The sequence below is a fragment of the Devosia yakushimensis genome, from assembly GCF_030159855.1.
Taxonomy (GTDB): domain Bacteria; phylum Pseudomonadota; class Alphaproteobacteria; order Rhizobiales; family Devosiaceae; genus Devosia; species Devosia yakushimensis.
In genome coordinates, this window is record NZ_BSNG01000001.1 from 1,878,456 (window position 1) to 1,899,898 (window position 21,443).

23 protein-coding genes and 2 tRNA genes are annotated in these 21,443 nt (G+C 62.5%); 12 read left to right on the plus strand and 13 right to left on the minus strand.

Going from position 1 to position 21,443, the window contains the following annotated elements; genetic code table 11:
• Positions 1-52 precede the first annotated feature (52 nt).
• The 5 genes from QQL79_RS09230 to QQL79_RS09250 all read left to right on the plus strand — a co-directional run bounded on the left by QQL79_RS09230 (position 53) and on the right by QQL79_RS09250 (position 4,971).
• Entirely contained in the window at positions 53-1,348 is a 1,296-nt protein-coding gene (locus QQL79_RS09230; protein WP_284390073.1) for an ABC transporter substrate-binding protein, read from the plus strand.
• Positions 1,345-2,301, plus strand: a complete 957-nt coding sequence (locus QQL79_RS09235) for a carbohydrate ABC transporter permease (RefSeq protein WP_284390075.1) — start codon at positions 1,345-1,347, stop codon at positions 2,299-2,301. The genes QQL79_RS09230 and QQL79_RS09235 overlap by 4 nt, the downstream gene beginning before the upstream one ends.
• 2 nt (positions 2,302-2,303) lie before the next feature.
• Positions 2,304-3,218, plus strand: coding sequence for a carbohydrate ABC transporter permease (locus tag QQL79_RS09240; RefSeq protein WP_284390077.1), 915 nt, complete (start codon positions 2,304-2,306; stop codon positions 3,216-3,218).
• A gap of 52 nt (positions 3,219-3,270) precedes the next feature.
• The gene (locus tag QQL79_RS09245; protein WP_284390079.1) at positions 3,271-4,074 is read left to right on the plus strand and encodes a sugar phosphate isomerase/epimerase family protein; all 804 of its coding nucleotides are present in this window, start codon (positions 3,271-3,273) and stop codon (positions 4,072-4,074) included.
• 93 nt (positions 4,075-4,167) lie between these two features.
• Positions 4,168-4,971: a sugar phosphate isomerase/epimerase family protein gene (locus QQL79_RS09250; protein ID WP_284390080.1), complete on the plus strand. Its 804-nt coding sequence runs from the start codon at positions 4,168-4,170 to the stop codon at positions 4,969-4,971.
• 129 nt (positions 4,972-5,100) lie between these two features.
• On the opposite strand, the gene QQL79_RS09255 is transcribed toward QQL79_RS09250, so the two are convergent.
• Both QQL79_RS09255 and QQL79_RS09260 read right to left on the minus strand, forming a co-directional pair.
• Positions 5,101-5,847: an SDR family NAD(P)-dependent oxidoreductase gene (locus QQL79_RS09255; RefSeq protein ID WP_284392854.1), complete on the minus strand. Its 747-nt coding sequence runs from the start codon at positions 5,845-5,847 to the stop codon at positions 5,101-5,103.
• A gap of 163 nt (positions 5,848-6,010) precedes the next feature.
• Entirely contained in the window at positions 6,011-6,412 is a 402-nt protein-coding gene (locus QQL79_RS09260) for an ArsR/SmtB family transcription factor (protein WP_284390082.1), read from the minus strand.
• Positions 6,413-6,596: 184 nt separating this feature from the next.
• On the opposite strand from QQL79_RS09260, the gene trhA reads away from it, so the two are divergent.
• Positions 6,597-7,286, plus strand: coding sequence for a PAQR family membrane homeostasis protein TrhA (trhA, locus tag QQL79_RS09265; RefSeq protein WP_284390084.1), 690 nt, complete (start codon positions 6,597-6,599; stop codon positions 7,284-7,286).
• Here the strand turns inward: trhA and QQL79_RS09270 are convergent.
• Together QQL79_RS09270 and QQL79_RS09275 are read right to left on the minus strand one after the other, a co-directional pair.
• Complete coding sequence (locus QQL79_RS09270) at positions 7,283-7,768, minus strand: DUF192 domain-containing protein (RefSeq protein ID WP_284390086.1); 486 nt, start codon at positions 7,766-7,768, stop codon at positions 7,283-7,285. The two genes, trhA and QQL79_RS09270, sit on opposite strands and share 4 nt — an antisense overlap.
• A gap of 10 nt (positions 7,769-7,778) precedes the next feature.
• Positions 7,779-8,402: a cold-shock protein gene (locus QQL79_RS09275; protein WP_370461199.1), complete on the minus strand. Its 624-nt coding sequence runs from the start codon at positions 8,400-8,402 to the stop codon at positions 7,779-7,781.
• Positions 8,403-8,596: 194 nt separating this feature from the next.
• Between QQL79_RS09275 and QQL79_RS09280 the strand changes: the two genes are divergently transcribed.
• From QQL79_RS09280 to QQL79_RS09300, 5 genes are all read left to right on the plus strand, one after another.
• Positions 8,597-9,013 (plus strand): VOC family protein, encoded by a 417-nt coding sequence (locus tag QQL79_RS09280; protein ID WP_284390089.1) that lies wholly within the window; start codon positions 8,597-8,599, stop codon positions 9,011-9,013.
• Positions 9,014-9,164: 151 nt separating this feature from the next.
• A complete protein-coding gene (locus QQL79_RS09285) occupies positions 9,165-9,641 on the plus strand; it encodes a YcbK family protein (protein WP_284390091.1) in 477 nt (158 codons plus the stop codon).
• A gap of 72 nt (positions 9,642-9,713) precedes the next feature.
• Positions 9,714-9,788, plus strand: a tRNA-Glu gene (locus tag QQL79_RS09290).
• Positions 9,789-9,838: 50 nt separating this feature from the next.
• Positions 9,839-9,913, plus strand: a tRNA-Glu gene (locus tag QQL79_RS09295).
• A 123-nt stretch (positions 9,914-10,036) separates the two neighbouring features.
• Positions 10,037-10,360 carry a hypothetical protein gene (locus QQL79_RS09300; protein WP_284390092.1) on the plus strand — a complete coding sequence of 108 codons (324 nt, stop codon included), beginning with the start codon at positions 10,037-10,039 and terminating at the stop codon, positions 10,358-10,360.
• Between the two features lie 23 nt (positions 10,361-10,383).
• On the opposite strand, the gene QQL79_RS09305 is transcribed toward QQL79_RS09300, so the two are convergent.
• Entirely contained in the window at positions 10,384-11,511 is a 1,128-nt protein-coding gene (locus QQL79_RS09305) for an acyltransferase family protein (protein WP_284390094.1), read from the minus strand.
• Between the two features lie 303 nt (positions 11,512-11,814).
• The gene (locus tag QQL79_RS09310; RefSeq protein ID WP_284390096.1) at positions 11,815-12,027 is read right to left on the minus strand and encodes a hypothetical protein; all 213 of its coding nucleotides are present in this window, start codon (positions 12,025-12,027) and stop codon (positions 11,815-11,817) included.
• 177 nt (positions 12,028-12,204) lie between these two features.
• On the opposite strand from QQL79_RS09310, the gene QQL79_RS09315 reads away from it, so the two are divergent.
• Positions 12,205-12,888, plus strand: a complete 684-nt coding sequence (locus tag QQL79_RS09315) for a permease (RefSeq protein ID WP_284390097.1) — start codon at positions 12,205-12,207, stop codon at positions 12,886-12,888.
• Between the two features lie 3 nt (positions 12,889-12,891).
• Here QQL79_RS09315 and QQL79_RS09320 read toward each other — a convergent pair whose 3' ends face one another.
• The 7 genes from QQL79_RS09320 to recJ form a co-directional block, all read right to left on the minus strand.
• The gene (locus QQL79_RS09320; protein ID WP_284390098.1) at positions 12,892-13,707 is read right to left on the minus strand and encodes an ABC transporter ATP-binding protein; all 816 of its coding nucleotides are present in this window, start codon (positions 13,705-13,707) and stop codon (positions 12,892-12,894) included.
• Positions 13,708-13,719: 12 nt separating this feature from the next.
• Positions 13,720-14,775 carry a FecCD family ABC transporter permease gene (locus QQL79_RS09325; protein ID WP_284390100.1) on the minus strand — a complete coding sequence of 352 codons (1,056 nt, stop codon included), beginning with the start codon at positions 14,773-14,775 and terminating at the stop codon, positions 13,720-13,722.
• Entirely contained in the window at positions 14,772-15,803 is a 1,032-nt protein-coding gene (locus QQL79_RS09330; protein WP_284390102.1) for a FecCD family ABC transporter permease, read from the minus strand. The genes QQL79_RS09325 and QQL79_RS09330 overlap by 4 nt, the downstream gene beginning before the upstream one ends.
• Entirely contained in the window at positions 15,800-16,762 is a 963-nt protein-coding gene (locus QQL79_RS09335; protein ID WP_284390104.1) for an ABC transporter substrate-binding protein, read from the minus strand. The genes QQL79_RS09330 and QQL79_RS09335 overlap by 4 nt, the downstream gene beginning before the upstream one ends.
• Positions 16,763-16,765: 3 nt before the next feature.
• Positions 16,766-17,725, minus strand: a complete 960-nt coding sequence (locus QQL79_RS09340; RefSeq protein ID WP_284390106.1) for an ABC transporter substrate-binding protein — start codon at positions 17,723-17,725, stop codon at positions 16,766-16,768.
• A 378-nt stretch (positions 17,726-18,103) separates the two neighbouring features.
• Complete coding sequence (locus QQL79_RS09345; protein ID WP_284390108.1) at positions 18,104-19,339, minus strand: SAM-dependent methyltransferase; 1,236 nt, start codon at positions 19,337-19,339, stop codon at positions 18,104-18,106.
• A 223-nt stretch (positions 19,340-19,562) separates the two neighbouring features.
• Entirely contained in the window at positions 19,563-21,353 is a 1,791-nt protein-coding gene (gene recJ / locus QQL79_RS09350; RefSeq protein WP_284390110.1) for a single-stranded-DNA-specific exonuclease RecJ, read from the minus strand.
• Positions 21,354-21,443 lie beyond the last annotated feature (90 nt).

A 21,443-nucleotide genomic window follows, 5' to 3' on the forward strand; every position in this document is an offset into this window, starting at 1 on the left:
GGAATACGTAGCGGCCGAGATCGGCAGCACGTACGCGACAATGGAGGAACATTTGTTCGAGAACCCAAACAAGGCGGGCAATGCCATCCGGGGCCTCGCCTTTCTGGCGGCCGCGCTGTGCAGCTCGACGGCGATGGCCCAGGACGCCCTGGAAGTGTGGTCACGCAGTGGCCCGCAGGCCGCCGAAACTTACAAGGCTGTCTTTGCTGCCTTTACCGAGAAGACCGGCATTCCGGTGGAGTATCTGGCCACCGTCGAGTTCGAAACCCAGCTTCAGGCCCGCGCCGCCGCCCGGGATCTGCCTGACGTTCTGATCTATGATCAGGCCAGCATGGCCTCCTACGCCAATGCCGGCATGATCCTTCCTGTCGTCCCCGAGGACCTAGCTGGCCACGACCAACTCAGCGAAGCGTCGTGGGACTCCGTTCGCATGGCCGATGGCGGCTATTACGGCGTCCCGTTCAGCCAGCACGCGCAGGTGACCTTCATTCGCAGCGACTGGCGCGAGAAGCTTGGCTTTGACGTCCCGCAGACACATGACGACCTGTCGGCACTCGCCACAGCCTTCGCCACGCAAGACCCCGACGGCAATGGCGTGGATGGCGACACCTATGGCATGGCCGTGCCAGGCACGACCGATCGCGGTTTCTTCACCTGGTGGCTGTCCTCCTACATGATGCAGCGTGGCGGCTCTTTCGTCACTGGTGGCGAAGGCAAGTACACGGTGACCGTGAACACGCCGGACAGCGTCGCTGCTGTGGAATGGATTCAGAACCTGTTCTGCGGCACGCCCAGCCTGGTCCAGCCCGGCGCGCTGACCAATGCCAGCGCCACCCCATTCTTTGCCGAAAACCATGCCGGCATCTACCAGACCGGGCCCTATGCCATCGCCAATTTCGACAAGGCGCCGGGCAAGGACAAGTACGAAATCATCATTGCCCCGGCCGGTCCGGGTGGCAAGACGACCCTGACCGAGCGCACCAGCATCTATTTCGGCGCCACCTCGAGCAAACCCGATCAGCAGAAGGCCCTGGCCGAATTCCTGATCAGCCCGGAGGCCCAATCACTGGGCATGACAGCGCCCGGCCAGCCCGTTGTCCGCCTCCCCGTCAATACCACTCTCAACGCGGCCGAAATCTATGGTGACGACCGCTGGGCCGTGGTTGCCGATCAACTGACGGATTCGCAATTGATGCCATCCGATGTCGATTTCACCACCGCTCGCCTGGACATTGCCGAGACCTTCCAGTCGATGTTCTCGCAATGCACGAGCGACATTCAAGGGCAGCTCGATGGCCTCGCCGGACGCATTTCCGACGAGCTATCGCAACAGAACGCCCTGCAATGACCGACCAGGCGGGCGAGGCAATGACGCCTTTGGTAAAAAATGCGGCATCTCGCCCGCCTGCCGCCAGCTTGCGACGGCGGGTCAGGCCTCAATCCCGTTGGTGGACGGTCTGGCTGTTCCTTTTGCCGGCGCTGTTGCTGTTCCTCTATTTCAAGTTCATCCCGATGTTTGCCGGCATCCAGATGAGCTTCCAAAAAGTACGCCCCTTCCTTGGCAATGAATGGGTTGGCTGGTCGAACTATGCTGCGGTCCTCAACGATTCCCGCTTCCATGACGCCATCGTCCACACCCTGATCCTGGGTTTCGGACAATCCATCGGCGCCGTCATAGGAGGCCTCGTGCTGGCCTTGCTGCTCGAAGGCGCCAGCAAGACCCTCTGGTTCGTTCGGACGGCCGCGTTCCTGCCTGTGGTTACAGCCACAGCCGTTATCGGCGAAGTCTGGCGCATCATCTATTTTCCGGCGCCCAATGGCTTTCTCAATTCCGCTATCGGCTCGCTGGGGCTGGATCCGGTGCGCTGGCTCGAAGATCCCGCCGTTGCGCTCTATTCGGTCATGGCCGTCGGCATCTGGCAGGGCGCGCCCTACAATATGGTGATCTTCCTTGCGGGCCTGGCCGGCGTCGACCGCTCGCTCTACGAGGCCTCGGCCATAGACGGCGCCAAGCTGCGCCACCGCCTCTGGTACGTGACGCTGCCGGCGTTGCGCCCTGCAATGACCATCGTGCTCGTCCTTGCCGCGGTTCGCAGCCTGCGCGTCTTCACCGACGTCTGGGTGCTGACTGGCGGCGGTCCGGCGGGAGCAACCGATGTGTGGATGACACGCATCTACTCGCTTGGCTTTGAACGCAACCAGATGGGCATTGCCTCCGCTGCCTCCATTCTGTTGCTGATCGCCAGCATTGCCCTGACGGCACTCGCCCTGCTGATCACCCGCAAGCGCGCGGAGAAATGATCATGAGCATCGCTAAAGCTTCGAGCCGGCCACGCCCCAAGCGCCCCCAGGTCAATAGCAGCAGCTTCGACACCGCCCTGGGATGGCAACCGGGCAGGACCGCTACGACCCTGTTGCGCGCCGCGGTCTGCGCCATCATCCTCTTCGTCTTTGCCGGCCCGATCCTCACCATCATTGCCGGTGCCTTCGATCTCAATCCCGACCCGACGCGCCTCACCTTGATCCCGCGCAATCCAAGCCTCGAAAACTTCGCGGTCGCCACGCAGCGCGGCATCTGGGGCTTCTTCTGGAATTCGCTGCTGATCGCCGGTTTTGGCCTGCTGCTGCAGATCATCGTCGCTGTCACCGCCGGCTATGCCCTGGCGCGCCGGAAATTTCGCGGACAGGCCATCGTGCTGGGCATATTCCTCGCCACGATGATGCTGCCAGAAGAGGTAGTTGCCGTGCCACTCGCGGTCGTCCTTGGGGACCTTCCGCTGGTCGGCATCAGCCTGCGCGGCACGATTTTCGCCGTGATCCTGCCGGTGGCCGCCTCCGCCTTCTCGATCCTGGTCATGGCCGCCTTCATGCGCGACATTCCCGACGAGATCGTGGAGGCCGCCACCATCGACGGCGCCAGCGAAATGCGTATCCTCATCGAGATCATCCTGCCCATGTGCAAGCCGGCGCTCGGCGTCGTTGCCATCTTCGGCTTCATCGGCATCTGGGATCAGTATCTACTGCCGATCATCGCCGCCAACCGCACCTCGGATTATATGATCACCGTTGCGCTGGCGAGCCTGCGGGCGGATGTGCAAGTGGGCACCGGCGTATTGCTCGCGGGCGCGTTCCTCGCCCTGATCCCCAGCCTGATCGTTTACCTCCTGCTGCAGAACTCGCTGGTTCGCGGCATCACTTCGGGCGCGATCAAGGGATAGCGCCCTCCCCCTTCAACTTGCCGCTCCGCAACCCAACAGGATTGTGACCGATATGATTTTGTCCACCGTTACCGACGAAGTGCTGCCCGACCGCTCCCACGGCGCCTTTCCGCGGATATTCCGCACCGCCGCCGAGCAGGGCGTCAGCACTTTCGAAATCCGCATGGTCGAGGCCAAGCGTTTTCCTATCGTTGAATCCGAGGCCTGGGACCGGCTGCTGCACTATTCCAGGGAGTTCGGCATTACCTATACCAGCGTGTCGCCGGGCCTCTTCAAGACCAGCTTGCATAGCGACCTGATGCTACCGCACAGCAATCATCTGGCTGCCATGAGCATGGATCTGGCCGAACGGATCGGCGTCAAGACACTGGTGACGTTTGGCGTGCTGCGCGATCCGCGTGATGGCGCCGATGCCTTCGGCCGTGTCGTCGATCTGCTGCGCAAGACCGCTGAAGCCGCGGCGGTTCGCGGCTTCACGGTGCAACTCGAAAACCTGCCCCATACCTGGGCCGACACTGCCGACAATTGCCTGGCGCTCCTCAAGGCGGTCGACCATCCGGCCTTCGGCTATATCTGGGACGTGGGCAATCTTTATGAGGCCGAGCCTGGCGATTTCCGCCCCGGCTACCAGAAGCTCAAGCCCTATATCCGCAACGTGCATCTCAAGGACGGCCGGATCGAAAACGGCCGCATGATCTGGCAGCAATTCGGCCAGGGCCTCACCGATATCCGCGGGCAGATCGAAACGCTCAAGGCCGATGGCTATGCGGGAACCCTGACCGTCGAGGCCAAATGCGAACCGCAGATGGACGAGGATTTCCCGAACTCACTGCGCTACCTGCGGTCTCTTCTCTGAGCCGATAGCCCAATTCGTCCCGAGCCTGAGAACGGTTGCGAGCCCGCTCGCGCCGCAGGTTTTTCTTTGCCTCAAACACGCACAGGAACAATCATGATCGTCACAGCCGTTACCAATGAAGTCTATCCCGATGCCTCCGCGGATTCGCTTCCCAGGATATTCGCCCGCGCCGCCGATGCCGGGATCAGGCATTTCGAACTGCGCATCGTGGAAAGCCGCCGTTTCCCTGCCTATGACGCCGATTCATGGGTTCGGCTAAAAAGGCTTGCGAACGACTATGGCGTGCGTTTCACCGCCGCGTCACCCGGTCTGTTCAAGGCCGGTCTCGACAGTGAATTCCTGCCTCTCCACCTTGACCACCTCCTTCCCATGAGCCTTAAGCTGGCGGCATCGGTCGACGTCAATACGATGATCGTCTTCGCCCCAAACCGCAGCGCAAGCAAGCAAGCCGGTGAGTTCAATCGGGTCGTCGATCTGCTCGGCGCGGCGGTCGACAAGGCCGCGGCCGAGGGTTTCACCATGCAGCTCGAAAACCTGCCCGGCAGTTGGGCCGACACCAGCGATGCCTGCCTCGCTCTGCTCCAGGCCGTCAATCGCCCCGAATTCGGCTATGTATGGGATACCGGCAATCTCTTTGAGGCGGAGCAAACCCATTTCCGCACCGGCTACGAAAAGCTCAAGCCCTATATCCGCAACGTTCACCTCAAGGACGGCGCTTTCGTCCATGGCCAAATGGTCTGGAAGCGCTACGGCGAAGGCGTCACAGACGTAAGAGGCCAGATTCAGGCGCTCAAGGATGACGGCTATGCCGGCACCCTTGTGCTCGAAGCGGCCTGCAAGCCGCACCATCTCGACGACTTCCCCACCTCGACCCGCTACCTCAAGTCGCTGTTTTGACAACGTGCGAGAAGACGGCAATTCTCGCTAGCTTTCCAGGAGAGACCGCCGGCCGATCGCGGGTGCTGTCAGACGAGCCCTCGATACGCACCTCGCGACATAGATGGCCCATTGCGGCCTCACGCCGACCTAATATGTGGTCCGGCCGCCGGACAGGTCGAAAACACTAGCGGTGGTGAAGGAATTGTCCTTGCTGACCAGCCAGGCCACCATGGCGGCCGCTTCTTCGACCTCGAGGAAGCGGCCACGGGGGATGCGAACCAGCATATAGTCGATGAATTCCTGGGTCAGCGTATCCAGGATGCGGGTCTTGGCGGTAGCGGGGGTGATGGCGTTGACGGCAATGTCGAACTTGGCCAGCTCCTTGCCCAGGGATTTGGTGAGACCGATCACCCCTGCCTTGGCGGCGGAATAGGCGGAGAGATTGGGATTTCCCTCCTTGCCGGCCACCGAGGAGATATTGACGATGCGGCCGTAATTGCGCGCCTTCATCGAGGGGATAACCACCTTGTTGACGTAGAACGTGCCGTTGAGATTGATCTCGACGACGCGCCGCCACTCTTCGGGATCATAATCTTCGAGGCTGGCATTGGAGCCGGCTATGCCGGCCGAATTCACCAATATCGACACCGGGCCGATTTCCGCCTCCACATCGGCATGCGCGGCAATAAGGCCATCGAGATCGGTAATATCAACGATCTGGCTGGAAGCGCCCTCGCCCAAAGCCGCAACGGCCGTGGCCAAAACGGTGGGATCGCGATCCCAAAGGCTGACTTTGGCACCCGAGGCCAGGATGCGGTGGGCCATGGCAAAACCCAAGCCCTGGGCGCCGCCGGTGATCACGGCGACCTGGCCATGCAAATCGATCTGGTTCATGTCGGAAAAGGCCTTGTTCAAAAGTTGCAGCATGACGCGGGCCGGCGATGGTCATGCCGAAACCCGGCGCATCGCGACTCACGGGCGCCCCTCCTCAGGCGGCGCTTCGCCTCCGAACAAATCATCAAATACCGGCCGGATCGAGCCTTTTTGGCGCAGCGGCCTAGAAGTCGAAGCCCATCTGCGACACCGGCGCGGCCTTACGCTGCTTGGGCTGGACGGGCGCAGCCATCTCAGCCACCGGTTCAGGGAGCGGAACGGGCTCGGGGACAATGACCGGAGCGGGTGCGGATTTCGGCACTGGTGACGGAGCGATTTTGTCCAGCCATTTGCGGATCGGGACTAGGCGCTTGGCCTGCAGCGCGTAATGGTTTTCGCGGCCGGACTTTTCCTCGCGGATCAACCCCGCCTCGCGCAGTACACGCAGATGGCGGGAAATGGCTGGGCGGCTGATGTCGAATTTGGCAGCCAGCCGGTGGACCGGTGACGGTCCCGCCTGCAGCAATTCGACGATCCGGCAGCGGGTCGGGTCCGCCAATGCGATGAAGATGGAAACAGGGGCCATGACACTCTCGATACCGGAGCCCCTCTAAGTAACCCATGCGTTACCCGTCAAGCCGGAAGTGCCTGATAAAAAAGCTTGTTCACCGGAACAATCGCCGCTTTGCTGGCAATGCCACGAAGTGGCCCCGTATAGGGGCTATTCGAGGGTCGGCCGGGGGCGGCTGGAAGCCAAAGGAATTTCGCGCGTGCAGCAACATCCAGAACCGGTTTCCCGCACATGGTGGAGCCGCCGGCAGCGGCCGTACTCGGTTGCGGAGCTGGTGGCAGATTGTGCCGTCCACATCCTGGGACTGGTGGTTGCCATCGCCCTGGGCTCGATCCTTTTAACCCTGGCAACGATCGATACCGCGCCGGAGGCGGTCCCGGCTCTATCGCTCTATATCGGTACGCTGATCGCCGTATTGGGTGTATCCCTCGCCTACAATATGTGGCCGGTTTCACCGGTCAAAGCGGTGCTGGCGCGCTTTGACCAGGCAGCGATTTTTCTTTTTATCGCAGGAACTTATACACCATTCCTTGCTGTTATCGGCGGCACGGCAACAGGCTTGGTGATGACCAGCTTTGTGTGGGGTGCGTCCCTCGTTGGCGTGGCGCTCAAGCTGATCGTGCCGCGACGCTTCGGCCGGCTGGCCATCCTGCTCTATCTCGCGATCGGCTGGAGCGGCGTTCTGGTTTTCCAGTCGCTGGCGCAGACCCTGCCCATGAGCACAATGTGGCTGCTGCTGGCGGGTGGCGTGGTCTATTCGGCGGGGATTATCTTCCACCTTTGGGAACGACTGAAATTTCAGAATGTGCTCTGGCATGTCTTCGTCGTCACCGGCGCAAGCCTGCATCTATGGGCCGTGCTCGACTGCATGGTGATCCAACGGCTCTAATTGGCGGCTGGCGCCCCAACCCTGTCATGCTCCATGGTGTCGCCGGGCTTGAGCCCGATCTCGACCGAGCGGCCACCCGGAATTTCCAGCACGAACTGCACCGGTCCATCGGAGGGGATGCCGGTGGGATCGTGCGGCCGCGCGTTGACATGGATATTCTTCACCACGCCCTTGGCATCAACGAAAATCATGTCGAGAGGAATGAAGGTGTTGCGCATCCAGAACGAAACCGGCTGTTCGCCCTTGAAGTCGAACAGCATGCCCGTATCGTCGGCGAGTTCCTGGCGATACATCAGGCCTTGCGCGCGGCTTTCGGGCGTGTCGACCACCTCGACATTGAAATTGTAGTCCCCGGTCGCCGAATGCAGCACCAGCTTGCCCTCGTCACTGCAGGCCGCCAAGGGCGCGGCCGCGAGGAGCACGGCCATGGCTATTCCTGCCCGGCGCAGGGTGGAGCCGATCCGCTGGACAGACAGGGTCATACTGGAATTCCTAATGCGAAGACGGTGCGTCGCCCCAACCATCGGGCCGGATTTCGGCGACCATAAGGCCCTTGGGACCATTACCGTAGCGGACCAGTACGAATTGGCCGGGTCGCAATTCGGTAATGCCGAAGCGGCGCAGCGTTTCCATATGCACGAAAATATCGGGCGTGCCCTCGCCGGCCGACAGAAAGCCAAAGCCGCGAATGCGGTTGAACCACTTTACTTCGAGCCGCACCATGCCAGAGGTCGGCTCGACCACGACATGGGTCCGCGGCGCGGGCATTTGCGCGGGATGGCGAGCGGTGGAGTCATCCATGGAAATGATGCGGAAAGCCTGTAGGCCACCGGGGCGGTTGAGCGCTTCCACCACGATCCGCGCGCCTTCATGGGCGGTCTGGTAGCCGTCGCGGCGCAGGCAGGTCACGTGCAGCAGCACATCGGCCATGCCATTGTCGGGAATGATGAAACCGAAGCCCTTACCGGCATCGAACCACTTGATTGCGCCAGCGATTTCAATGGTATCGAGCCCGGCATCGCCAGGCTGGGCGGACGCATCGGTACGGCTCACCGCGCCCATTTCACCTGGTTGGGTCGCCGGCTGATCGCCGTCACCACTGAACTTGGCCCCCATAGTCCCAAAGCCCTTTAATACTCGCCCCGCTTCTGCGAGGTACTCCCACAAGACTGGACTACTCTGGCCGATTCAACGGCAAAAGTTAAGAAGATGTTGCGATTTTGTTTAGCGGCTGTGCGACATGGCATTGGTTGCGGCGGCGGGCATGGCTTGCTAGGCCATGGCCGACGGTTTTTGCCAAGGAGAATGCAATGCAATATCTGCACACCATGGTTCGCGTGACCAATGTCGAGGAGAGCCTTCGCTTTTATTGTCAAGGACTTGGCCTGGAGGAAGTGCGGCGGACGGAGAATGAAAAGGGCCGCTATACGCTGATTTTCCTGCGCGCGCCGGGCGATGCGGGCGGTGAAGTGGAGCTGACTTATAACTGGGACCCGGAAGACTATACCGGGGGCCGCAATTTCGGGCACCTGGCGTACCGCGTGAAGGATATTTACCAGCTCTGCCAGCATCTTAGCGATATGGGCGTCATCATCAACCGCCCGCCGCGCGACGGCCATATGGCCTTTGTGCGCTCGCCGGACGGGATTTCGGTGGAGCTAATCCAGGAGAGCACCCTGCCCCCGCAGGAGCCCTGGCTTTCGATGCCCAATACCGGAAAGTGGTAACAGACTGTTAGCATTGACGGCGCCAAAGCTAAGGTTTCGCTAACCATTTCGGTTAGCCCGAGGTTAGCGAAACCGATCGTATTTTAAAGACTTCACAGGACCGAGCATTGCCTGTTGCCGATTTGCAACAGACCAGTCCGAGGAAGTCGCCATGCATCCCCTCATCCGCCCCATCGCCGCTGCCATTGTCTGCTCGCTCGCCCTGGGCGCCTGCATGCCCATGGCCATGTTCGCCAGCTCGAGCGGCTCGGCCTATGCCGGCAAGCGCAATGACTGGGGCACGATCGTCGCGAGCCGCGAAGTCAATGCCCTCTGCATCACGCCCAAGCTCAGATTCGTCATCTGGGAATTCGAAGGGCGGTTCGGGCGCAAGGTCATCATGAATTCCGGCTATCGGGACGGACAGCATAATGCTGCGGCCGGCGGCGCGGATAGTTCGTACCACACCAAGTGCATGGCGGCCGATTTCTATATCCCGGGCGTGCCCAAGCAGGAACTGATCGCCTTTGCCATGCAGGTCGATGGCGTGGGCGGGCTGGGCTGCTATCCGGGACGCCAGTTCATCCATGTCGATGTGCGCGACCGGCCGCGCGGCTACAATCGCCCGGTGACTTTTTCAGGCTGTTGAAAAAAGTCACTTTCATGTCGTCAAATGGGTTGCGCATCACGAGATGCCCAACTATACGAACCCAGCGCTTAGGCGCCCTTCGTCTATCGGTCAGGACGCCACCCTTTCACGGTGGAGAGAGGGGTTCGATTCCCCTAGGGCGTACCATTCTTCTTGCTGAAGTTTGGCCAAGTAGCTAACACTGAGATCCTTGCTCCGCGCCCATCGTCTAGCGGTCAGGACACCGCCCTCTCACGGCGGGAACAGGGGTTCGATTCCCCTTGGGCGTACCAGTACAAGCGGGTCAGGCCTCGTTCCCTTCCAGGCAAATATGCTTGCTATGCAGGCATGGATTCGCAGCGGGCAACGGCGCCCGCCAGCAAAGGTAATCTTCTTAAGTCCGGAGCGACTTGTCGATGATCGAGGCCGCCAAAGACGTTATTCGCACCGCGACGGGTATTCCCGATGTGGCATTGCACGTTCTGTTGGGCCTGCTGGTCTATTTCCTCTGTATCCTGATATTCCGGGCCCCGCTACGCAGCTGGTGGCCCTGGCTTGCCGTGCTGGCCCTGCAATCGGCCAATGAGATATCCGACGCTATCGGAGACCTGCCGCGCCGCAACGGAATTGAGGTCCGCGGGACGATCCTGGATACGGCGGTGACGCTTTTGCTGCCGACAATCATCGTCATCGCGGCCAGGCTTGCCTTCATGCGCTCGCAAAGGCTGGCGCCGAGGTAGGGGCGAACAGCCCCGCGCCTACCCTATGGGCCGCTGAGGCCGCTGATCTTTTCTCCGGGGGCGGAGGGTGGGAGCCAAGTGCCTTTTGCGGCCTGGGTTTCCTCATTGGCGCGGCGGGCGGCCTTGCGGCGTTGCGCCTTGAGATCGATTCCCAGCAGGAAGAGCGCCGTCAGATCGTTTTTGAGCGCCAGCTTTTCAACCAGGATGGGGGCGAAGACGCCCATGAGAAATGCGGGCAGGAAGATCAGTTCGGGGGCGATGCTGGGCCAGATTTTCTGGATTACCTCCCGCGTCGTTCCCGTAAAGGTCACGTGGTAGAGGAAGATGGCGTAGGTGTAGGGGCCAAAAAACAGCAATATCCTGGAACGCGGCTTGAGCAGGAACAGGAATAGCGCGCTGCCGAGCCCGAGGATGATCTGGTGGATATGCTCGATCGGGCGGGGCACCTGAATAAGGCTTAGGATCAGCGCGATATTGATGGCCAGCAGCAAGGCCAGCACAACGCCAAGCGCCATGGTCATCCAGGGCGTGATATCGCCCTCCCCCTCCTGCGCCCGGCGGCGCAGATAATAGGCGAAGAGATGGCCGGCATAGAAAAATGGCGCCAGGTAGCACCCCTGGTACATGGACATGATGTTGGGGTCCCAGCGCTCGGCAAAGATGAATACCGGCACAAAGAACACGATCAGGATAATGGCGGCCAGGTCGCTGCGCCCCTTGAGCAGGAAACTCAGGGTGAGCAGCAGCGCCGTGAGCACGAAGGTGGCCTGCAGGAACCAGAAATGGGCGTATTGCACGAAGAAAATGGAGAGGAATGGCTGCTGGTCATAACCCGCGGCGGCGCGCAAGACGTAAAAGATGATGCTTGCCGTCACCATGGGCAGCAGCAGGCGCTTGACCTTGCTGGTTATGGCCCCTTGCCACTGGCTGAGGCTGACAATGACAGCACTCAGCACAAAACCCGAGATGAAGGAGAAAATCGGCATGCGCGAATTGTCGAGCGCGTCATTGACGATGCGTAGCGGATGCCACTGATCCAGCCCCAGTCCATCGGTGACGTCGGCGCCCGTAACGTGGAAAGAAACCAGCAGCAGGCAGGCAAGACCACGGATCGTTTCGACATATTCCAGACGTCCAGCTCTCAGGGACATTTGAACCTCGCTGAATAAAACGCCGAACGGACAGCAAGGCGCCCGTAAGAACACTGGTATTCTCAGCGCCAGCTCATCGGCACGCGGCGCGGCATCATGCACGAGATTTCCGGCGTCCATGAGATGCCGGGAGAAGCATCGTATAGGCAGCAATTGCGCCAATATATCGACGCCTGTTTCTGATCCTCCATCAAGAACGGACGAACGATAATCGCAGTAATAGTCCATACTGCAAATACTTAGACTTCTCGATCAAGTAAAATGTTGCGCCGACAGGCTTTTCGGCACGCAGGGCGGGCGACATCAGTCGCGAATTGCCCGGTCAGCCTCGAAAAGCGGCAACGTGCCGTCTTCGGCGCCAGCCCGATAGGCCAGCTCGATGGCGGCTTCCACGGCGATTTCGATATGGGCGCGCAGCGGCGCAGCATCGAGGACCTTGGGGGCAATAGCCAGCGCCTGCTCAAGATGGTCGCGGACGCATTCATAGCGGGGATCGGGAAGGGAATTCTTGATCATGGCGGCCTCTTTCATAGGTAGCCGCACGGATAGGGTGCCGGTATCTGGTTTCCGAGTCTTTAAGGTCCGTGCGCCGATTTGAATCAAATGACGCCGGCTTGCGGATGGGCTATTTCCCATTGCCTGAGACCCCCGGCCATCGCATAGCTAAGCGGCTGCAGCGACGGAGGGATCGGCTTGGACTTCATGCGCCTTCTCAAGTCCGTGGAGGAATTGCTCTACGAACTCGTCACCTGGATCTTGTTCTATCCGCTGACCCTGTGGCGCTGCATCCGGCGGCCTCTTCAGATGATGACCTATGCCGGGACCGAACTCAGCGACAGCGATGCGGAACGGTATGACGATGCGTTGAGCCCGCCGATTTTTCTGCTGCTGACGCTGTTCATCGCCCATCTCGTCGGGCTGCAATTTGGCGTGCAATCCACGGTTGTCCTACCCGATGTGTTTGCCGATGAGCGCAATCTGCTGTTTTTCAGGGCCATAGCCTTCAGCCTCTTTCCGCTGTTGCTGGCGCTGCGCGATGTGCGGCGGCGGGGGGCGCGGCTGACGCGCAAAACGCTGCAGCCGGTGTTCTACAGCCAGTGCTATGCGGCGGCGCCGTTCATTCTCACCATCAATCTGGCGCTGATCGTCGGTCAGCATGGCAATCCGGCGGCAATTCTGGCTGGGATCGCCATCCTCGTGCTGGGCCTTGCCTGGTATGTCCGCACGGAAGCGGCCTGGCTGATGCAGGATGGTGGAATGGCCGCCGGCCGCGCGCATCTCACCGCGGCATTGACCATTGCGCTTGGCTTTCTCGCCCTGTTCGCCGTGCTGCTGGTGACGGGCGTGGCCATAGCCAGGCAGACCGGCGTTCTTTAGGGGCTAAGCCAGCGCTGCCGCGCCGACATGGTGGCGGCCGATGGGGACGATCATGGGGGTGTCCGAGATGGGGTCGATCACGACGCGCGAGGCCATGCCGAAGACGTCGGCGACGATGGCTTCGGTCATCACCTCCGACGGCTTGCCCTCGGCAACGAGACGTCCGGCTTTCATGGCGACGATGTGGTCGGCATACCGACAGGCCAGGTTGAGATCGTGCAGTACGACGACGACCGTGCGGCCATTGTTGCGGACCAGGTCGGTCAACAGGTCGAGGACTTCGACCTGATGATTGATATCGAGGAAAGTGGTCGGCTCGTCGAGCAGCAGCAGATCGGTCTGCTGGGCCAGGGCCATGGCGATCCAAACGCGTTGGCGCTGGCCGCCCGAGAGCTCGTCGACGGGCCGGTCGGCCAGCTCGAGCGTGTCGGTGGCGCGCAGGGCCTCGGCCACGGCTTCATCGTCTTCCGGGGTCCAGCGGCGGAACCAGCCTTGATGCGGATAGCGGCCGCGGCCGACCAGGTCGGCAACGACGATGGCGTCGGGCGCAATGGGGGATTGCGGCAGGACGCCGAGAACGGTCGCGACTTCGCGCGTCGGCATGGTGTGGATGGGCTTGCCATCGAGATAGACCGCGCCGCGCGTGGGCGCCAGCAGCCGCGCCATGCCACGCAGTACGGTTGACTTGCCGCAGGCATTGGCGCCGACAATGACGGTGAGCTTGCCTGGCGGCACGGTCAGGTTGAAATCGGCGACGACCTGGCGGTCGCCATAGCCCAGATCCATGCCGGCGGCGATAAGCTGGTGATTGGCGGACATGGCTGCCCTCCCCTAGTTGACCCGCCCTGCCCGATTGGATGCCATCAGCAACCAGAGCAGGAAGAGCGCACCGAAGACGCCGGTAACGACGCCCACGGGCAATTGAATGGATGGCAGCGCATGCTGCGCCACCATATCGGAACCGAGCATGACCAGAGCGCCAACCAGCGCGGCCTGCAGAAAGCCATTGCCGGCGCCATTGAGGAGGCGGCGGGCGATCGGGCCGGCGACGAAAGCGACAAAGCCGACAGGGCCAACGGCGGCTGTGGCAAAGGCGGCGTAGCCGACCGCAGCAAGGATCAGCCCCAGGCGGGAGAATTCGACGCGGGCGCCCAGTGCGGTGGCCGTATCGTCGCCCAATTGCATGGCATCGAGCGTGCGGACCAGGGCGATGGTCAGCGGGATCAGCACGACGAGGGCCAAAGCGAGCGGATAGATATCCGCGGCATTGGCGGCATTAAGGCTGCCGATCAACCAGGCCAGGGCCTGTTGCACTTCGAAAAGCCGGGCGCGAGTGAAGAGATAGGACATGACCGCGCTCATGATCGCCGCCATGCCGATGCCGATCAGCACGACGCGATAGGCGGTGACGCCATTGCGCCAGGCCAGGCCATAAATGGCCAGGGCCGTGAGGATGGCGCCGGCAAAGGCGCCGAAGGAGACCCAGAGGCCAGACATGCCGAAGACGATGATGCAGAACACGGCAGAGGCGCTGGCGCCATGGGAAATGCCGATAATATCGGGGCTGGCCAAGGGGTTACGCAACAATGTTTGGAAAGTGATTCCGGACAGGGCGAAGGACATGCCCGTGAGGACAGCAAGGACGGCACGCGGCACGCGCACATTGAGCACGATGAAATCGACGCCCTTGTTGATCTCGCCCGTCAGCGGGGAAAAGAGCGAGCGCAGCACATCGGCCGGCGCAACGGGATAATCGCCGAGATAGAGCGACAGCGCGAAGGCCAGTGCCAATGCCAGGGCCAGACCGAGCGTGACGCCCCGCCGGCGCAGAGCGAGGCGGCCGCGAATGGACCGGACAATGGCTGATTGATCAAGAGCCAGGGTCATAGCGTAGCCAGCTTGCGGCGGCGCACCAGCGCGATGAAGAAGGGCGCGCCGAGGAAAGCGGTGACGATGCCCACCTGCACTTCGCCGGGAGGCGCGATGATGCGGCCCAATATGTCGGCGCCGAGCAGCAGGATGGGCGCCAGCAGCATGGAATAGGGCAGAATCCAGCGATAGTTCGGGCCGGTTATGGCGCGCGCCACATGGGGCACGGTGAGGCCGACAAAGGCGATGGGGCCGGCGGCGGCGGTGGAGGCGCCGGCGAGAATGACGGCGGCAAGTCCGGCAATGGCTCGCGAGCGCCTGACATTCTGGCCCAGGGCACGCGCCACGTCTTCGCCCATGGAAAGCCCATCGAGCATGCGGCCCGAGGCCAGGGCCAGCACAATGCCGATAGCGAGGAACGGCGCGACCTGCACGACGACATCCATGCTGCGGCCGGCCAGGGAGCCGACCTGCCAGAAGCGGACTTCGTCGAGCGTGCGCGGGCTGGTGAGCAGGATCGCGCTGACGATCGATTGCAGCGCCGCTGTCATGGCCGAACCGGCCAGCGCCAGCTTGATGGGCGTGGCGCCTTCGCGGCCAACCGAGGCGATGGCGTAGACGGCCAGCATGGCGGCCCCTGCCCCGGCAAAGGCCAGCCAGACATAGAGGCTGAGCTGGCTGATGCCCAGGACGGCCACGCCCAGCACGACGAAAAGCGCGGCGCCGGCATGGATGCCCAGAATGGATGGGTCGGCCAGCGGATTGCGCGTGGCGCCTTGCAGCACAGCCCCAGCCAGTCCGAGTGCAGCGCCAACCAGCAGTCCGACGACCGTACGCGGCAGCCGCAGCTCCCAGATGATGCGGTGATCGGTGGAATTGGGATCATAGGCGGTGAGCGCCGCCCAGACGGTGTCAAGCGTCACCGGGCGCGCGCCGACGGTGATCGACAGGAAGGCGATGGCCAGCACGATCACCGCCAGACCGATAAGGCCGGCCAGCAATGGCACCTGCCGGCGAACGCCGGCTATGGGCTCGGCAAAAGTCATTGTTCGCTGGTCAGATTCTCGTCGGCCGCCTCGACGACGGCAGTGAGCTTGTCCAGCTCCCCGGCATAGGCGCGATAATTGCGCAGCCAATAGGCGGGCCATTCACCGACGGAACCGTCGGCCGCGGCCTTGATGGCGGTCCAGGTGGGCTTGGCCTCGGCATTGGCGCGATTGGTGGCGACGCGATTGTCTATGAGGATGATATCGGGCTGATATTTGTCGGAGCGTTCCCAGCTCACCGTTTCCCAATAACCGCTATCGGGGTTGAGGTCGGTCTTGAGGAAATCGAGGCCCCAGCGCTGCAAATCCATCAATTCGGCGGCGCCTTCGGGCGCGGCGACCCAGAGGCCATCATTGCCGGCCCAGACGGCAAGAGCCGTCAGGTTCGGCTTGGCCTGTGCGGCGGCGGAGAAGGCGTCGCGGGCGCGTTCGAATTCGGCCTTGGCCTCGGCAATGGCGGGAGCGGACAGATCGGCGCCGAGGCTGGCGGCAAGCGCCTCATATTCCTCGATCAGGCCGACGACACTATCGAGCTGGGCCGGGCCAGTTACAGGCGCCAGTTCGCGCAGCGGGCTGCCCGGACCGGTAACGGCGGCGCCACCGCCCCATTCCTTGTCCAGCGGCCAATATTCGGCAATGACCAGATCGGGCTGCAGGATGGCGGCCTTTTCGAGATCGATCTCGTTGTGGGTCACGCCCACCATTTCAATCCCCGCGAGATCGAGGCCCTGTAGGGCCTTGGAGTCTTCGGGCAGGCTATTGCCGATAATGCCGACGGGCCGGATGCCCAGCGGGATCAGCGCGGCGGCCGCGTCCTCGGTAGCGATGATGCGGGTGGGCACCTGTTCGAGCGTGATCGTCTCGCCCGCGCCATCGGTATAGGTCCAGGGCTCGGCCTGGGCGAATGCCGGCAGAATGGCAAAGGCGGCGAGGAGCGTGGTCTTGAGCGCGGCGTGCATCGCTTACTCCGAAAGATCTGCGTCGGTGGCCTGAATGGCGGCGGTCAGCTTGTCGAGCGCCCCAGCATAGGCGCCGTAATTGCGCAGCCAATAGGCAGGCCATTCGGTGACGGCGCCGGCCGCGGCCGCCTTCATCAGTGTCCAGGTGGGCTGGGCCTGGGCGATCTGCAATTGCGTGCTGGTGCGATTGTCGAGCATGAGCAGATCGGGCTGGTATTTGTCGGCATTTTCCCAGCTGATATTCTCGAAATAGCCGTGCTGATCGACGGCGTCGGGCACGATGATATCGAGGCCCCAGGCGCGGAAATCAGACAGCTCGGAACTGCCCACGGGCGTTGCGACATAGAGGGCGTCATTGCCGGCAAAGACCGCCATGGCGGTGAGATCAGGCTTGTCGGCGACGGCAGCGCTGAAGGCTTCGCGGGAAGTCTCGAAACGGGCCTTTTCGGCGGCGATTTCCGGCTTGGCGAGATCGGCGCCAAGGCTTTGCGCCAGCTCTTCATATTCCTCGACCACGGCGATGATGGAATCGCCCACGGTGACGCCGGTGATCGGCGCCAGGGTGCTGAAGGGGCTATCGGGGCCGGTGAGCTTGTTGCCCCCGCTCCATTCCTGGGAGACGGGCCAATACTCGGCAATGATCAGGTCGGGCTCGAGCGCGGCGGCCTTTTCGATATCGATCTCGCCCCAGGCCTCGCCGATAATGGTGATGCCAGTGAGATCGAGGCCCTGCAAGGCCTTGGCGTCGGCAACGGGGCTATCGGCATAGATGCCGACGGGGCGGATGCCGAGTGGAATGAGGCCGGCGGCCGCATCCTGGCTGGCAATGATGCGCGCGGGTGGCGCATCGAGCGTCACGGTCTGGCCGGAGCCGTCCGTATAGGTCCAGCCAGCGGCAAAGGCGGCAGCGGACAGGGAAACGAACAGCGCCGACAGCACAAGCCGCGAGAAGGTTCTGATCATGGTCGGCAGCTCCGTCGCTTGAAGCGAAACGGGGCTACCTAACGGGGGCAAACCTGAGAGGTCAAGTCATGTTTGGAGGGGATTGGCATTTGGCCCGTTGCGGCCCTTGACCCTGTGGTCTACCGGGGATCGGAGACCTCGACGCCTCCCCCCCTCCTCCGCGAGCTCGAATCCGCCCACGATGTCATCCATGCTCTGTCTTCACACTGGATGGCGCTGATAGCCTTCAGCATGGATCCCGGCCTGCGCCGGGATGACACGGTGGGTGGGTGGGTTCTGCCCCCCAACACGGGGGCAGAGCTTACATCCGCGCATCACCCGCACCCTCGGCGCCGCCCCCACAAGGGAGAGGTGAGGCGGCGCCAGGAGCCGGGCCGATCAGGCTGGCTTGCGGTATTGATAGATGCCGACGTCGATGGAGCCTTCGGTGAAGCCGGCCTCGCAATAGCTGAGGTAATAGACCCATTTGCGCTTGAATTCCTCGTCATAGCCGAGGGGCGCGATCATGGGCCAGCGCTCGAGGAACCGCTCGCGCCAGAGTTTTAGCGTCTTGGCATAGGACAGGCGGAAATTCTCGACATTTTCGAGCACCAGCCCGACCTTGTCCCCGAATTCACGCATCACCGTCTTGGTCAGCAGCATGCCGCCGGGGAAGATGTAGCGCTGAATGAAATCGGGACCAGACCGATAGCCGTCGAAATCGGCCTCATTGATAGTGATGGCCTGGATGGCGGCGGTGCCACCCGGCTTGAGCCGGTCATGCACGGTCTGGAAATAGCTGGGCCAATTGTCCTCGCCCACGGCCTCGATCATCTCGATGGAACCGATATGGTCGAACTGGCCCTCGGTATGGCGATAATCCTCGAAGACAAGGGTGGCGAGCTTGTCCAGCCCCTGGCGGGCAAGACGCTCCTGACCATATTTGAGCTGTTCGGCGGAAAGGGTGATGCCGCGGAGGTTGGCCCGGTAATCGCGGGCGACGGTTTCGGCGAAACCGCCCCAACCACAGCCGATCTCGAGCACCGAGGAGCCCTCGGTGATGCCGGCCATGTCGGCGACGCGCTGATATTTGGCGAGTTGGGCTTCCTCAAGACTCTGGTCGCCGGAGGTGAAGACCGCCGACGAATAGGTCATCGAGGGGTCCAGCCACATGCCGTAGAAGTCGTTGCCCAGGTCATAATGCTCGGCAATGTTCTTCTTGGAGCCTTCCAGCGTATTGCGGCGCGAGAGATGATAGTGCAGATCGCCCGCGGCGCGGCGGAAGAAGCCGGGATTGGCGCTTTCGAACATGTCGCGATTCTGCAGGAAGAAGCGGAACAGGGCCGTCAGGTCATCGACCTCGATATCGCCGCGCATATAGGCTGCGGCAAAGCCGACCGTGCCGCGCTGCATGGCCTCGGACAGGACTTTGAAATTGTTGAGCCGCAGCACGGCATGCTCGCCCGTTGCCGGGTTGCCGACCGTGCGGGTCCGGCCATTGGGGAAAATGACGGTGACGGCGCCGTGGCGGGGATGCCCGATCAGCGCTACGCCGATGCGCTCCACAACCCAGGATGCAAAATTCGTCCACGGCGTGGTGCCGGGACCGCTTTTCTCAACTGCTGTTTTGGTCATCGAGCCGCCGGGTCCAAATATCGCAAAGCAATGGCGGCGGCTTCTGAGCTGTCGCCTGAATTCAAGCGTCGACGGCATGCAGGTGAGCGACAAAACCAGTGCTGACCAGATGCATGCCCATGACTAGTTTAGCTGTCATAAATGGATATGCAAGCAGCAGTTTCAATCGCTTATGGGTGCCGCAGTGCTCGCCAAAGGGCTGAGAATGCTGGAAATCCAGCGGTCAGCCCTTGGGCCGGGCGAGGTCTGTCAGGCGGAACTGAACCTGCTCGCGGCCCTGGTAATGATCGATGGAAAGGCCGCCGGCAAAGTGGAAGGCGGTGTCGGTTTCGCGCAGCAGGGCATCGCCAATGGCGGTGTTGGCGGCTCGGAAAGCAATGGCCTTGAGGCGCGCGCCATCGCCCGAAGTCAGGGTGAAGCTGACATGGCCGCCCTTGCCCACGATCTGGGCGAATTTGGCCTTGTGGGCGGGGAAGGCGAAGACCGGATTGGGGTTGCCCGAGCCATAGGGCCCGGCGCGTTCGATATCGTGAATCAGGTCGACCGTGGCGCCCCGCGCGGTCAGGGCCGCGTCGATCTTGAGCGCGGTCATGGCGCGGGCGGCGGAGACATCGACCGAAAGCGATTCGGCCAGGAACGAGCGGAAGGGACCGAGTTGGCCCGACTTGATGGTGACGCCGGCCGCCATGGCGTGGCCACCGCCCTTGGCGATGAGACCCGATTCTACCGCCTCGATGACCGCCCGGCCCAGATCGACGCCCGGCATGGAACGGCCCGAGCCGGTGCCGGTGCCATCGGGCTGGAGAGCGATGGCAAAGGTGGGACGCTCGAAGCGCTCGCGCAGGCGCGCGGCGATGAGACCGACGACGCCGGGATGCCAATTGGCCGAAGCCAGCACCAGGACCGGGGGCCCCTCCCCGCTGCCGATCTCCATTTCGGCGACGGCGGCCGCCTCCTCCACCGCTTCGACTTCGATGCGCTGCCGCTCGGAATTGAGTTCGTCGAGCCGGGCGGCGATGGCGAGCGCATGGTGCTCGTCATCGACCGTCAGCAATTCGGTGCCCATGGCGGCATTGCCGATGCGGCCGCCGGCATTGATGCGCGGGCCGATGAGAAAGCCCAGGTGATATGGGTTGATCGGGCCGCTGATGCGGGCGGCCAGCGCCAAGGCGGCAATGCCCTTGTTATCGCCGCGGCGGGCAACCTCGAGGCCGCGAACGACGAAGGCGCGGTTGAGGCCGACCAGCGGGACAACGTCGCAGACGGTGGCAAGCGCGACCAGATCGAGCAGTTTCAGCAGATCGGGCAGACCGGTATCGCCGCGCTGGCGCAGGGCGCGGTTTACGGCGACCAGCACCATGAAGGTGACGCCGGCGGCGCAGAGATAGCCGAGGCCGGAAATGTCGTCGGGCCGGTTGGGATTGACCAGCGCATTGGCATTGGGCAGGTCGTGGTCGGAGAGGTGGTGGTCGATGACCAGGACATCGGCGCCGCGCGAACGGGCATGGGCGATGGGGCCATCGCTGGTGGTGCCGCAATCGAGCGTGATGATGAGGCTGGCGCCACCGTCGATCAGCTTGTCCATGGCCGCGCTATTGGGGCCATAGCCTTCAAAGATGCGGTCGGGGATATGCACCTGTGGGTCGATGCCGAAATGGCGCAGATAGCGTGCCATGAGAGCGCAGGAACAGGCGCCGTCGACGTCGTAGTCGCCGAACAGGGCGATGGTTTCATTGTCGGTGATGGCCTTGGCAAGCCGATCGGCCAGGGCATCCATGGCGGTGAGCGTCGAGGGATCGGGCATCAGGCCGCGAATGGTGGGATCGAGATGCTTTTCGGCATCCTCCAGCGTGATCTCGCGCGCTGCGATGATGCGGGCCAGGATTTCCGAGATGCCGCTGCGCTGGGCAATTGCCCCGGCCATGCGGGTCGCGTTGGCATCCAGACGATCCATCCAGGCGCGGCCGGTGACCGAACGGCTGACGTCGAGAAAGGGGCGTGGCGCTTCGAGCATGGGCGAGAGGTAGGCGATTTGAGGGGGGCGGTCGAGGGGGAAGTGATAGGAGCGCCTGAAGTGCAACCTTCACCGCCGCTTTCCTCGGGC

Excerpts from the sequence above, each read along its gene's own strand:
- QQL79_RS09300 (WP_284390092.1), top strand. The coding sequence starts at position 10,037 with ATGATCGAGGCCGCCAAAGACGTTATTCGCACCGCGACGGGTATTCCC.
- QQL79_RS09245 (WP_284390079.1), top strand. The coding sequence starts at position 3,271 with ATGATTTTGTCCACCGTTACCGACGAAGTGCTGCCCGACCGCTCCCAC.
- QQL79_RS09270 (WP_284390086.1), bottom strand. The coding sequence starts at position 7,768 with ATGACCCTGTCTGTCCAGCGGATCGGCTCCACCCTGCGCCGGGCAGGA.
- QQL79_RS09310 (WP_284390096.1), bottom strand. The coding sequence starts at position 12,027 with ATGATCAAGAATTCCCTTCCCGATCCCCGCTATGAATGCGTCCGCGAC.
- QQL79_RS09255 (WP_284392854.1), bottom strand. The coding sequence starts at position 5,847 with ATGAACCAGATCGATTTGCATGGCCAGGTCGCCGTGATCACCGGCGGC.
- QQL79_RS09250 (WP_284390080.1), top strand. The coding sequence starts at position 4,168 with ATGATCGTCACAGCCGTTACCAATGAAGTCTATCCCGATGCCTCCGCG.
- QQL79_RS09345 (WP_284390108.1), bottom strand. The coding sequence starts at position 19,339 with ATGACCAAAACAGCAGTTGAGAAAAGCGGTCCCGGCACCACGCCGTGG.
- QQL79_RS09330 (WP_284390102.1), bottom strand. The coding sequence starts at position 15,803 with ATGACTTTTGCCGAGCCCATAGCCGGCGTTCGCCGGCAGGTGCCATTG.
- QQL79_RS09280 (WP_284390089.1), top strand. The coding sequence starts at position 8,597 with ATGCAATATCTGCACACCATGGTTCGCGTGACCAATGTCGAGGAGAGC.
- QQL79_RS09285 (WP_284390091.1), top strand. The coding sequence starts at position 9,165 with ATGCATCCCCTCATCCGCCCCATCGCCGCTGCCATTGTCTGCTCGCTC.
- QQL79_RS09340 (WP_284390106.1), bottom strand. The coding sequence starts at position 17,725 with ATGATCAGAACCTTCTCGCGGCTTGTGCTGTCGGCGCTGTTCGTTTCC.
- QQL79_RS09260 (WP_284390082.1), bottom strand. The coding sequence starts at position 6,412 with ATGGCCCCTGTTTCCATCTTCATCGCATTGGCGGACCCGACCCGCTGC.
- QQL79_RS09235 (WP_284390075.1), top strand. The coding sequence starts at position 1,345 with ATGACCGACCAGGCGGGCGAGGCAATGACGCCTTTGGTAAAAAATGCG.
- QQL79_RS09240 (WP_284390077.1), top strand. The coding sequence starts at position 2,304 with ATGAGCATCGCTAAAGCTTCGAGCCGGCCACGCCCCAAGCGCCCCCAG.
- recJ (WP_284390110.1), bottom strand. The coding sequence starts at position 21,353 with ATGCTCGAAGCGCCACGCCCCTTTCTCGACGTCAGCCGTTCGGTCACC.
- QQL79_RS09335 (WP_284390104.1), bottom strand. The coding sequence starts at position 16,762 with ATGCACGCCGCGCTCAAGACCACGCTCCTCGCCGCCTTTGCCATTCTG.
- QQL79_RS09325 (WP_284390100.1), bottom strand. The coding sequence starts at position 14,775 with ATGACCCTGGCTCTTGATCAATCAGCCATTGTCCGGTCCATTCGCGGC.
- QQL79_RS09320 (WP_284390098.1), bottom strand. The coding sequence starts at position 13,707 with ATGTCCGCCAATCACCAGCTTATCGCCGCCGGCATGGATCTGGGCTAT.
- QQL79_RS09305 (WP_284390094.1), bottom strand. The coding sequence starts at position 11,511 with ATGTCCCTGAGAGCTGGACGTCTGGAATATGTCGAAACGATCCGTGGT.
- QQL79_RS09275 (WP_370461199.1), bottom strand. The coding sequence starts at position 8,402 with ATGGGGGCCAAGTTCAGTGGTGACGGCGATCAGCCGGCGACCCAACCA.